This is a genomic window from Paraburkholderia aspalathi (assembly GCF_900116445.1).
Classification (GTDB): Bacteria; Pseudomonadota; Gammaproteobacteria; order Burkholderiales; family Burkholderiaceae; genus Paraburkholderia; species Paraburkholderia aspalathi.
Genome location: NZ_FPBH01000057.1, coordinates 23,913 through 36,442 on the forward strand (window position 1 = coordinate 23,913; position 12,530 = coordinate 36,442).

At 54.0% G+C, this 12,530-nt stretch carries 9 protein-coding genes; 7 read left to right on the top strand and 2 right to left on the bottom strand.

The features are described from left to right. Positions 1-121: 121 nt before the first annotated feature. The 3 genes from BM438_RS42770 to BM438_RS42780 all read left to right on the top strand — a co-directional run bounded on the left by BM438_RS42770 (position 122) and on the right by BM438_RS42780 (position 4,014). Positions 122-1,060 (top strand): LysR family transcriptional regulator, encoded by a 939-nt coding sequence (locus BM438_RS42770; RefSeq protein WP_093647309.1) that lies wholly within the window; start codon positions 122-124, stop codon positions 1,058-1,060. Between the two features lie 554 nt (positions 1,061-1,614). Next, entirely contained in the window at positions 1,615-3,090 is a 1,476-nt protein-coding gene (locus tag BM438_RS42775) for an aldehyde dehydrogenase (RefSeq protein ID WP_093647311.1), read from the top strand. A 15-nt stretch (positions 3,091-3,105) separates the two neighbouring features. After that, the gene (locus BM438_RS42780) at positions 3,106-4,014 is read left to right on the top strand and encodes an NAD(P)-dependent oxidoreductase (RefSeq protein WP_279630586.1); all 909 of its coding nucleotides are present in this window, start codon (positions 3,106-3,108) and stop codon (positions 4,012-4,014) included. On the opposite strand, the gene BM438_RS42785 is transcribed toward BM438_RS42780, so the two are convergent. After that, the gene (locus BM438_RS42785; protein ID WP_093647315.1) at positions 4,011-4,931 is read right to left on the bottom strand and encodes a LysR substrate-binding domain-containing protein; all 921 of its coding nucleotides are present in this window, start codon (positions 4,929-4,931) and stop codon (positions 4,011-4,013) included. The two genes, BM438_RS42780 and BM438_RS42785, sit on opposite strands and share 4 nt — an antisense overlap. A gap of 1,239 nt (positions 4,932-6,170) precedes the next feature. On the opposite strand from BM438_RS42785, the gene BM438_RS42795 reads away from it, so the two are divergent. The 4 genes from BM438_RS42795 (at position 6,171) to BM438_RS42810 (ending at position 11,922) form a co-directional block, all read left to right on the top strand. Beyond that, positions 6,171-6,614, top strand: a complete 444-nt coding sequence (locus tag BM438_RS42795; RefSeq protein ID WP_093647319.1) for a hypothetical protein — start codon at positions 6,171-6,173, stop codon at positions 6,612-6,614. Further along, positions 6,611-7,648: an amidohydrolase family protein gene (locus BM438_RS42800; protein WP_093647321.1), complete on the top strand. Its 1,038-nt coding sequence runs from the start codon at positions 6,611-6,613 to the stop codon at positions 7,646-7,648. The genes BM438_RS42795 and BM438_RS42800 overlap by 4 nt, the downstream gene beginning before the upstream one ends. 286 nt (positions 7,649-7,934) lie before the next feature. Beyond that, entirely contained in the window at positions 7,935-9,563 is a 1,629-nt protein-coding gene (locus BM438_RS42805) for an acyl-CoA synthetase (protein ID WP_208620821.1), read from the top strand. A 568-nt stretch (positions 9,564-10,131) separates the two neighbouring features. Continuing rightward, positions 10,132-11,922, top strand: a complete 1,791-nt coding sequence (locus tag BM438_RS42810) for an acyl-CoA dehydrogenase (RefSeq protein WP_093647323.1) — start codon at positions 10,132-10,134, stop codon at positions 11,920-11,922. A 4-nt stretch (positions 11,923-11,926) separates the two neighbouring features. On the opposite strand, the gene BM438_RS46005 is transcribed toward BM438_RS42810, so the two are convergent. After that, positions 11,927-12,307, bottom strand: a complete 381-nt coding sequence (locus BM438_RS46005; protein ID WP_093647325.1) for a hypothetical protein — start codon at positions 12,305-12,307, stop codon at positions 11,927-11,929. Positions 12,308-12,530: the final 223 nt, after the last annotated feature.

The window sequence follows — 12,530 nt, forward strand, 5'->3', positions numbered from 1 at the left end:
CAACGGCTTCTTGATGTAACACTCCGCAAACAATGTCTGGGGGAAGCTCCGCGTTGTGCGGAACTCACGCGCGGGGTATTCCCTTGGTTCTCGACACTACTTCGGGTCCCCGCACGCACACATGAAACCGCCGCAACCGCAGGTCAGATTCCACCTTCCCGAACTGGAAACATTTCTCGTAGTGGTCGAGGAAGGCTCATTCAGCAAGGCTGCCGATCGCCTTTGCATCTCCCAACCGTCAGCTTCCAGCCGCATTAAACGCTTGGAGGAAGTATTACGCGTGAAATTGTTGCGACGCACAACCCGCAGTCTGGAACTCACTGAAGACGGGAAATTGCTGAAGGTGGCTGCGGAGGAAACACTCGCCGGACTATATGAGGTTCTCAAGCAATTTCGCGACCGGTCGGAAGCCGCTCGCAACCGGGTCGTCGTTGCTGTCACTCCAATGATCGGCGCGACTTTCATGCCGTGGGTTCTGCAATCGTATCAGGAGCGATATCCCGACGTTGAGGTGGAGTTGCGTGACGTGCCCTACGATCAACTTCTTCGTATGATAAATGACGGGGGAGCAGATGTAGCGGTAGCGGGCGTCGACAGCGATCATGATCATCTTCTGTTCCGCTGTCTCGCTGAAGAAGCTTTGGTGTTGATGGTGCCCGCGAAGCACCCGTTGTCTGGAATGTCGCAGATTCCCCTTTCCACCATCCTGCCATTCCGTATAAATCTCCTGAACCGCTATTCGAGCCTGAGGGAGCACCTAGCTGCTGAGTTTCACCGTCTCGGTACCGAGTTTGAAGCAGGCACGACGGGTACCATGCCTACCCTGCTCGGACTGCTTGATGCTGGCAGTTGCATTACGTTTCTCCCGCGCTCAGTGGCGAAAACGAACCTTCGAGCTGGCCGAGTGATAGTCACGATGGAGAATTTTCATCACGTGCGACGATACGGAACACTCACGGCACCCAAGGTTGCACAAACACCGGCAGTTCAGAGTTTTCGGGAGCACTTGCACCGCGAATTTGGACCTCTCATCGAACGGCTGGACCAAACCACAGACTGACTCCGTGGAGGGTACGCCTGCCGATGCGCAGACACACGCATACGCGGCGCGCGGCAGTCCACGCCAGTGGGACCCGCTCGGCCATTCCATGTGGTGGACGCTCGCTCCCGCCAGATTTTCCTCTTCATCCATTGTGTGTACACCGTGCGCGCATTCCTGCGTACTCAATTTTCCCGGGAAACACGTAGTCTCTCAATACTCAAGCTTGCGTTGATGTATGCGTAAATATCGGAACCACTCTGATGCCGACTGTGACAATACCGATGCGCCATCGCGTCCTAGCCACTCCTTCGGTCCCTGAACATCGATCTTTCGTCTAATTTCGCCGCAACTTATTTTGTTCTCCTTTGCGTTCCAGAATCGCATAGAAATGGCCGCCGGCATACGTTCTCCCACGACTGAGGATTGCGCAGTCGACACTCGAATAGCTGAAAGACGAAATACATATTGGACGAAAGCCGCACACTGACACTAAATTCGGTTTTTAGGCATCGCCGCCCGGATACACAGGGCGGCTCCATTACACGCGCTTGAGATAACCCGCAGGAGACAGCATGATCGAGCACAAGCTTTACATTAACGGCCAATATGTCGATGGCCACAGCGGCCGCAGGCTGATCAGCGTGAATCCCTATACGGGTGAAGGCTGGGCCTCCGTCCCCGAAGCCGACGCGCAAGACGTCGCTGCCGCCGTTTCCGCAGCGCAAAGTGCCTATCGCGAGACATGGCGTCAAACCTCCGGGATTGCTCGAGCCGGGATGATGCTGAAGCTCGCATCATTGATCGAGGCATCTGCTGAGCGTATGTCCGTTACCGAAAGTAGCGACAACGGGAAAATAGTGCGAGAGACTTTCCCGCAAATGAAATGGGTGGGACGTCAGCTTCGCTTTGCCGCCGGCTACGCTGACAAGCTCTATGGTCAACATATTCCGCTTGACCAACGCGACACCCTCGACTACTTGATTTATGAGCCGTATGGTGTTGTTGCCCTGATTACGGCATGGAATTCACCGCTATCACTGTTGGCCAACAAGCTCGCTCCGGCACTTGCTGCTGGTAACTGCGTCGTTGTGAAGCCATCCGAGCATGCATCAGTGTCCACGCTCGAATTCGCTGCCCTCGTCGAGGAAGCGGGCTTCCCGCCGGGGGTGTTTAATGTCATCACCGGCGGAGCCGAAGCAGGGCGTGCTTTGGTCAATGCCGAAGGAGTGGCGAAGGTCAGCTTCACGGGAAGTCCTGGAGTGGGTCGTGAGATTGCGGCGGCTGCGGGTCGACGTCTGGTTCCGGTCACGCTCGAGCTGGGCGGAAAGTCGCCGAACATCATTTTTGACGATGCCGATGTTAATAAAGCCGTTGTCGGAGCGCTTGCCGGAATTTTCGGTGCTACGGGCCAGACCTGTATTGCTGGCTCACGTCTTCTGGTACAACGCGGCGTTTATGACGAAGTGGTGCGGCGCGTGGCAGAGCGCGCAGCCAACATCCGCATGGGAAATCCGCTCGATTCCAGCACGGATATGGGCCCAGCAGCTAACGAACCGCAGATGCAGAGAATTCTTGGCGCGATTGAATCGGCTAAGGCTGCGGGTGCGCGCCTGGTCACCGGCGGGAGCCGTGCTAACGGCGCGGGTCTCGATAACGGGTTCTTCATTGAACCAACGGTGTTCTCGAACGTGAGCAATGAAAGTCATCTCGCGCAAGAGGAAATTTTTGGTCCGGTCCTGGCCGCAATTCCTTTCGATACCGAGGAAGAGGCTATCGCGATTGCAAACAATTCGCGATATGGCCTGGCAGCCGGGATTTGGTCCCAGAATATCTCACGAGTTATGCGAGTGAGTCGCGAAGTACAGGCGGGTAGTGTATGGGTAAATACCTACCGCGCCGTCGCTGCGCAAGCCCCGTTTGGCGGTTTCAAGGAGTCCGGCATTGGCCGCGAACGCGGAGAGGCCGGATTGCGGGAATTCATGACGACCAAGAACGTCATGATCGACTTCTCAAGCGCAGAACGCGATCCGTTTTCCGCCAAGCTCTGACAGGAGATAGCTGAAGTGACTTCTCCTTCTATCAGGAAATTGAGACTCGGATTCGTGGGGCTAGGCGTCATGGGCGAACCCATGTGCGCGAATCTGATACGCAAATCCGGTGTTCCAGTCTATGTGCACGACCTCGATTCGGAACGTCTCATACGTGCGGTCGACGCAGGGGCCATTGCCGTAGATTCGGTGGAAGCCGTCGGCGCTGAAGCAGACGTGATTTTCCTGTCGCTCCCTTCGATCGTGCAAGTCGAGGCTGTCTGTGCTTCCCTTCTAGACCTAGGCCGTCCGATCCTGGTCGTGGATATGAGCACCAGCGACGTTGCGCGCACGCGATTGCTCGCGGAACGTCTAGCTGCAGCAAACATTCAATTCGTGGATGCTCCCGTTGCACGCACGAAAGAAGCGGCCGTACAAGGTACATTGTTCATATCGGTCGGAGGTAGCCACGAGCTATTTGAGACCGTACAGCCATTCCTTGCGCACATGGGAAGCGACGTTTTGCATTGCGGCGATGTTGGTTGTGGGCAGATTGTGAAGGTCCTGAACAACATGATGGCTTTGATGACCATCAATGCCCTTTCCGAAATTTTGACAATCGGACGTCGTGCGGGAATGGACGGAAAACAACTCTTCGACGCTCTCGCCCGCAGTTCAGCGGACAGTTTCATCCTTCGCAACCATGGCATGAAGTGTCTTGTTCCGGACAGCTTCCCGGAAAAGGCTTTCCCTGTGGACTACGCAATCAAGGATGCGTCAACGGCACTGCAACTGGCCGAACAGGTGGACTTCCATCCACGTATCGCTCGATACACTCACGACGTGCTTTGTACGGCTCAGGAGGCCGGTTACGGCCTCAACTATCACCCGGTGGTGATCAGGGTGGTCGACGGGCGTGTGGCGTCGACGTTAGGCGAGCTTTAAACGGTCTTGCCGGATTGCGATCGCGCCAAAGCTCCGGCGAGTTTTGGCGCAAGTTCTGCAACGACCTTACGAGCGAGATCGGCCCCGAGCCGGTCGCTCCAGATTAGCTCCAGACGCAACAGATTCTGACCGTCATCCGGTAGCTCCCGAAGCACCACCCCGGGATAGCACGCCGACTTGTACGATGCGGGAACAAGTCCGAAACCGAAACCCATGGATACCATCTGGAATATGGTGAATGCACTTCGGGCGGAATGCTTGATAAGTGGACTAAATCCGGCACGCGTACACGCCGAGATAGCGGCGTCGTAGATCGACGGACCGTGGCTTCGCGCAAGCGTCACCATCGGTTCATCTGCGAGGTCGCTTAACGTGAGGTCGTCCTTTCCCACACATTCGTGAGATTCCGGAAGCACAAGGGTCAGATGATCGGTGAAAACACGTGCGCGATTGACGCGAATACGCTCCGGCAATGCGTGAACGATTCCGATGTCCAACGCTCCCTGAAGCACAGCGCGGGCTTGCTCGTCAGATTGTATGTCGTTCACCAGCACGTCAATATCGGGAAAAGACGTCCTCATTATTTCGAGAAATGTTGGCATGACGCTGAACAGGGCCGAAGTTGCGACGCCGACTCGGAGCGTGCCCGCATTTGATTCGCTCGCATGAACGGCCGAGTTGACGGCGGTCAGAAACTGCTCCAGAAGTATACGGCTTTCCCGAAGGAATACGGTTCCGGCATGGGTGAGACGAACTTCACGCGAGTTCCGCAAGAACAGTTCGACACCCATCTCCTCCTCCAGAGCTTTGATCTGTTGGGAGAGTGGCGGCTGTGACATGTGAAGTCGAGTCGCCGCCTTGCTGAAGCTCAGTTCTTCAGCGACGGTGACGAAGTACCGCAGTTGCTTGAGGTCCATGAACGTGTTTCGACGATCGTAATCGTTGGCCTCGAAATTCCGAGACCAGTGGATGAGCCTCGCGACCTCTGCTATCTGGTCGCGGTGGTGCGTAGTGCCAGAGTGTACGGGATCAGGCGGAGGCAGGCTCGCGAAGAAATTCAATGCCAATTAGCGCCCGGCGTCAGCCGAGGTGGCAACCATATCTCCCAGTCGACTGCACAATCGCCGCCGTTGATACGAGCGAAGGCAGCTACATCGACACAGATCAATAGTCCCGCCCGTCGCGGGTGGTGGCACAGCAAGAAATGCGATTTGCGTTCCGCTGCTCCGGAAGCAAATAGTCATCTCGAAACACGCGTCAGCAATCCCATTGCGCCCATCCGGTCTGACCGCTCCGACCAGCACATCGGTTGCGTTTGAGTCATATCGTATAACGATTTGCTGACAACAGATCCCGACTTCCTACAAAACGTGAGAAAGATCACACACGCCGTCTACGATCTTCTCACGTCAAGGCTGTTATGGAAGAGCGTCCTACAAGCGCGCCACCACTAAAAATCAAGCGACACGCCTCGACACCGTCTGCATAGCACACATACTCGAAAATACCCGCGTTGCGATGCCCCGTATCGCAGCCCATCGCGCCACAAACTGTACAAGTCATCACCTCACAACCTGCGAACCGGACTCATAAAATTTCTCTATCAGTCTATTCTCATTGCGACATTGTGCGGTTTCGGCTTCTTCTCAATACTCTGTTCTGTGGTGCTCAGACGAGATTACTTGATGAGATATCTGCCTCAAGTCCGTCCAGCGTCTATACATGCCTGCGCTGTGTGCCTCGTCTGTGCTCAACAAAGTTTGACGAAAATGGAGATGAATTGCGAGTTGAAACGGATTCGTTTCGCCAGAAGCACGAGATGCGAGATGCGAGATGCGAGATGCAATCATCTTCGCAACGACTTTGGAGGGAATGAATCTGCATCAAATTGACGTCCGGGACACCAAATATCCTGACGGCCGTGTCCTCGTTGTAGGCGCGGCAGATCGGCGGGTCAACTGTGTCCTCTCGGCGGCGGCGCCGCTAACGTCAGCATCGATCGCGCTCAAGCTACTTATCGGAACCATGAATTACGAGGCACATTTGACATAGCTGTACGATGCCCGACAAAAGGAGATACGGCGCATAGATGTGTGATCTAAGCGGCGCTCTATGCATACTGAGACGTTTTCGTAATCTGCTCGATCAGAGACAACATGGGAAAACAGGACGTCCATGTCCTGTCTAGCGACATCTTTGTGAAGTTCGGGCCAGTGGACTACGTAGCTCGAATCGTTCGAATATCGCTACCTGTGATTGTTTCCGAACGCGACACGCACGGCAGTACAGACTTGCAATGGGGTACATACGTTCTAGATCGCATATCCACGACCCTGCATGGTTTTGTGATTGACGCTATGAATCTCACGTCGAGACTTTTACTAAACCAAACGTGCCTTCTCGAAATTGATGAAGACGTAACTACATGTATTCCTATGACACGCAAAGCGAAGAAATTGAGTATGCGGATTTCCTCCTCTTCTCAAGAAGCTGGAAGTCAATTCCCGATGAGCGATGCTACGCTTCCGACGGTTGGATATGGCGCGCTGTGCAGGAAATTTTGTCTATATGAGCAGCTTACCGAGGAGTTTCAGAAATGAGTGTTGAAGATGATCAAAACCTGTTGCAAATCGTCCAGACCCGCCCAGATCCAGACTGGCTGAGCGTCAGCCGTGAAGATCCTATCGAGCCCGATCTCCCTATTATCGATGCACATCATCACTTTTCGGAGCATTGGGGCGGCTATATGCCCGCCGATCTTATCGAGGACAGTCAGGGCCACAACGTTGTCGCGACGGTTTACGTCCAATGTGGATGGAACTATCGCTCTGGCGGTCTCGAGCGAATGCGTCCCGTAGGTGAAGTCGAATCTGTAGTTGACGTGACTCGTCAAGCCAATTCCAAACAGTCAAAGACGAATCTGGCGGCCGCGATCGTTGGATTCGCAGATCTACGACTCGGTGATACTGTTGACGACGTACTTGCAACGCAAGTTGCCGTCGGCGATGGGAGATTTCGCGGAGTCCGAGTAAATGGGACTCGTCACGCGACGTTTCGATTCGGCATTCTGCCGCGCCCCCCCTTCCATCTCTACACCGATCCGATGTTCAAGGAGGGCTATGCCTGTCTTGGACGTCACGGACTCAGCTTCGACGCGTGGGTCTATCACACTCAACTCGATGACGTAGCCGAACTGGCCGCCGAATTTCCGTCTATCCCGATTGTACTGAATCATTTGGGCGGCCCCATAGGTGTCGCCGGCTATCAAGGTCATCAAGACGTGACGATCAAGGAGTGGATTCCCGCCCTCAAACGTGTCGCGCAACTACCGAATATAACAGCGAAGATCGGCGCCCTTGGAGCGACAGTATTCGGCTACGACTTTGTCTCGCGCCCTGCCCCACCGACCTCGAAAGAACTGGCGGACGCCTGGCGACCGCTGGTCGAACCGGTCATCGAAACATTCGGCCCCGACCGATGCATGTTTGAAAGCAATTTTCCGTTAGATCGGAGCTCCGGTAGCTATGGCGTGGTTTGGAATGCATTTAAACGACTTGTTTCCGGGACAAATGCTGAAGACAAGCGCAATCTCTTTCACGATACGGCTAGGCGGGCCTATCGGATTGATCAATAACATCCCTATAAACAGACGGGTGGACTAGATTAGAAGATGAGTTTCTTCTCGAGCGTGCTCGCTGCACATCACTCGTTAGACCGTCGTTGTGAACTTCGTCGTATCGGTGCAAATGATCGGTCGAAGGAAGCAATCTCCGGGATTGCTTGATGACCCGATAAAACGAGACGGCATCGGACAAAGGAAAAATAGAAGGCAGCAACAAAAATACCGGTGGACGAATGCCGTTTCATGCGTTCTTTTTCCTCGTACATGTACCGAATCATTACTTCAACAAATACAGATCATGAATCCCTACGACGAACTTGAACGAAATAGTGCCAACTATGTTCCATTGAGTCCCCTCAGTTTTATCCACCGAACCGCCGCAGTCTTCCCTGATCGTCTCGCTATCATCTATGGCACGCATCGTCAGACGTGGAAAGAGACTTTTGAGAGATCCCGTCGGCTCGCCAGCGCATTAACGAGGAACGGAATTGGTAAAGGCGATACGGTTGCCGTGATGCTGCCGAACATCCCCGCTATGTTTGAGGCTCATTTCGGTGTGCCAGCCACAGGTGCAGTCCTTAACACCCTAAACACACGGCTTGATTCCGCGTCGATCGCTTTCATGCTCGAGCACGGCGATGCCAAAGTCATTCTTTACGATCTGGAATACGCTGACGTGGTCGAGGCGGCAGTGAAATCTCTCGAACGGCCGCCTCTAGTCATTTCTGTTCCCGACAATCAGTTACAAGATGTCGCGCCGACAGAGGCCATCACTTACGAAGACTTTTTGAAACATGGAAATTCACTACATCCGTGGGACCTGCCCGTGGACGAGTGGGACGCCATCGCGCTGAACTACACCTCCGGTACCACCGGAAATCCGAAAGGAGTGGTAACGCATCACCGCGGCGCATATTTGAACGCATGTAGCAATGTTATCAGCTGGCAAATGCCCCAGCACCCGATTTATCTCTGGACATTGCCGATGTTCCACTGCAATGGCTGGTGCTTTCCCTGGACCATGGCTCTCGTGGCCGGCACGAGCGTATGCACACGGCGCGTGGATCCTCAGACAGTCTACTCTCTCATTAGAGAGCACCATGTCACCCACATGTGCGGGGCACCGATCGTCTATAGTATGTTGGGTGCTGCCCCAGCATCCATGCGTTCAGGCATCGAACACACTATTCAAGGACTCATAGCGGGCGCAGCGCCACCAGCAGCAGTCATCGAGAGTTGCGAATCGGTTGGCATCAAACTCACACATGTGTACGGTCTTACTGAAGTATATGGGCCAGCAGCCGTGTGCGCCAAGCAGCCTGAATGGGAACTTTTGCCACTTTTCGAGCGTGCAAGACTCAACGGCCGCCAAGGCGTGTCATATCCGTTGCAGGAAGCTGTGGCCGTTCTTGATCCTGTTACGCTCGAGCCCGTCCCCCCAGACGGCGAATCTCTGGGAGAAATCTTCTTCAGAGGAAACGTGGTGATGAAGGGCTATCTGAAGAACGCTGCAGCGACTTCGGAGGCGTTCGCTGGCGGCTGGTTCCACACAGGTGATCTTGCCATCGTTCATCCTGACGGCTACATCAAAATCAGGGACCGAAGCAAAGACGTAATTATCTCAGGCGGCGAGAATATCAGCTCGCTCGAAGTCGAAGACGTGCTTCACCAGCACCCCTGCGTTCTTCTTGCCGCAGTAGTCGCCATGCCGGACACCAGATGGGGTGAAGTCCCTTGCGCGTTTATCGAACTGAAGTCAGGACTCGAATGCACCGAAGGAGAATTTCTGGAGTTTTGTCGTCCTCGACTTGCCCGATTCAAATTACCAAAGAAGATCGTGTTTGGAGAATTGCCCAAGACGTCCACGGGAAAAGTTCAGAAATTTATTCTTCGCGACCGCGTTGGATCGATTTCGGCTATTGAGTAAGTTGTCCGGTCCGCCGAATCATTTAGGTACCTCGTTACCTGTCGTTCTGGGTGTACGACATCACAAACCTGTCATTTCGGTGCCGCGAACGATTGTTTGACGGATGAGCTTCTGTGCAGTCCCGTTCGTACGGGCCGGACTTTGCAGAAGCCCAGAAAATTGGTGAACGAGCTCATTAAGACGCAGAACGAGGCTGTGAGTCATGTCTGATGCGGCGACATCGGTAGCATCGCGATGCCCGTTATTCACGTGCTCTAGACGTTTCGTCAATTATTCCGGAAATCAGCAGGTCTAGATCCTTCACTTGAACCGTCCAACCGCGTTGAGAATTTTGCCCCGTCGACTTCTCCGATTTGATAAGCGCTAATGTTTGACCAAACGTGGCTACGAATTTTGAAACGCGTCATTCTAATCTCGTCTCATCGGCACATGTCGAGAGGTCTCATTCTACGTTTCCTCTCCTCCTGTATCGACCGTTTTAATCTCGTCGACCCCATACGAACGTTATTGCCATACATATCGCCGGCCGAACGTCCGGTATCTATATTTGTTTATTTCGGAGTTTGCTATGGATTACAGAGCGCCTCTCAAGGACATGATGTTCGTCCTCACCGAGCTTGCTGGTATCGATAAGATTGCGACATTGCCGGGCTTTGACGATGCCAATGTCGACACAATTCAAGCAATCCTTGAAGAATCTGGACGGTTCTGCGGCGAAGTCGTCGCCCCGTTAAATGTTGACGGAGATCAAAATCCAAGTGCATGGAAGGATGGAAATGTGGCGGCCACGCCCGGATTCGGCGACGCTTTCAGACAATTTTCCAAGAGCGGTTGGCAAGGAATTCAGCATCCAGACGCATACGGTGGACAAGGTCTCCCCAAGCTGATCGCCACGCCATGCATCGAAATGTTGCATGCAGCAAATATCTCATTCGCACTTTGCCCCATGTTGACCGATGCTGCAATTGAAGCCCTCCTGATTGCAGGCAGCGAATCGCAGAGGAATACCTTTGTCCCAAAACTCATATCAGGAGATTGGACCGGGACTATGAATCTGACGGAGCCTCAGGCGGGATCTGACCTCGCCGCGATACGGACCCGTGCAGTTCAACAATCCGACGGCTCGTTCAGAATCTTCGGGACGAAGATCTTTATCACATGGGGCGAGCACGATATGGCGGACAACATCGTGCACCTCGTCCTGGCACGCACACCCGGCTCGCCTGAAGGAGTCAGAGGAATTTCCCTTTTCCTCGTTCCCAAGTTTTGTGTCAAGGAGGACGGCTCGCTGGGCGACCGCAACGACGTGCACTGCACATCCATTGAACATAAACTAGGCATCAAAGCGAGCCCAACAGCCGTGCTTCAGTTTGGTGACCACGGGGGTGCTATCGGTCACCTGATAGGTGAGCAGAATCGTGGCCTCGAATACATGTTCATCATGATGAACGCGGCTCGTTTCGCGGTTGGGATTCAAGGTGTCGCCATATCCGACCGGGCATATCAACACGCAGTTTCTTATGCTCGCGACCGTATCCAGAGCGGCCCAGTCGACGGCTCGACAAAGCAGGCGGTGCCCATTATTGAACACCCCGACGTTCGACGGATGCTCGCAACGATGCGCGCGTTGACCGAGGCCTCCCGTGCTCTAGCTTACGTTGCCGCGTCGCATTGCGATATCGCTCATCGCGATTCAGATGACAACGTCCGCGCCGAACACAAGGCGATCTTTGAATATATGGTTCCGATCGTCAAGGGCTGGAGTACTGAACTCTCTCTGGAAGTAACCAGTCTCGGAGTACAGGTACACGGAGGTATGGGTTTCATAGAAGAGACTGGCGCCGCCCAGTACTATCGTGATGCGCGTATCCTGCCGATTTACGAAGGAACCACCGCGATCCAAGCCAACGACCTCGTAGGTCGCAAAACGGTTCGCGATGGCGGAGCGATCGCAAAGCGACTGCTTAACGAAATTAACGAAACTTTGAAGTTGCTAGAGGAGCATAGCGACGCAGCCTTCCTTTCAATGCGTCGTCAACTTGCGCTCGGGCACGCTTCGCTCGCGTCAGCTGTTGACTTCATTTTGGCGACAATGAAAACAGATCCGAACGCTGTATTCGTCGGTAGCGTTCCATACCTGAAACTTGCCGGCATCGTGCTTGGTGGCTGGCAAATGGCCCGCGCCCTCATCGCATCCAAGAAAAAATTGAACGATGACCCTTCGTTCTACAATACAAAAATTGCGACTGCGCAGTTTTATGCCGAGCACCTGCTTCCATACGCTTCGGCGCTTGAAGGAACGATCATCTCTGCTAGCGGATCAGAAGGAATTCTTGCACTCGACGCAGCTGCATTCTAACTTATCATCTCGGACGACGGAGTCGATCCCTGGCACTCTCACGCCGGGGATTCCACTGACCCGTAACTGTCAGATTGAATCGCCTATTATCCACCGGCAGTTTCTTGTTGCTGATGACGCCAGCCGGACGCGTGCGATTCAAGTGATGGTAGCATTGAACGAAAAAACACGGCGAAGCGCCAAGCGTGCTATAGCTTGACACATTCAGCGTCGGCACCTCGTCTTCGGCATTCAGTTGGCGCTTGAGCCATTTGTTCAGCACCGTTTTGTCGTGCTCTTCAGTCTCATGAACCTGAAGGATTTTTTTTGTCAGATCGATGCCAATGATTGTAATCGAGCCTCCTTTCGCATGCCAAACGTTTGCGCCTGAACGCCTGCTTTGCATCGCATGTCTGATGATTCTCGTGTGCTAAAGATTTGCGTTTTGCATGTCGTTATCCAGTCAAATAAGTCAGGACCATCGCACATACCCGCGCCTCATGAAGACGCGGGATGCGCGAGGCAACAGCTCTCCGGGGGATTGAATTTTGAATCAACAACGATCGCCATGGTCGCGCGCAGCGGCTCCGGGCGAAGTCATCTATTCCGAAGGCTTCGCGGGCGACGCC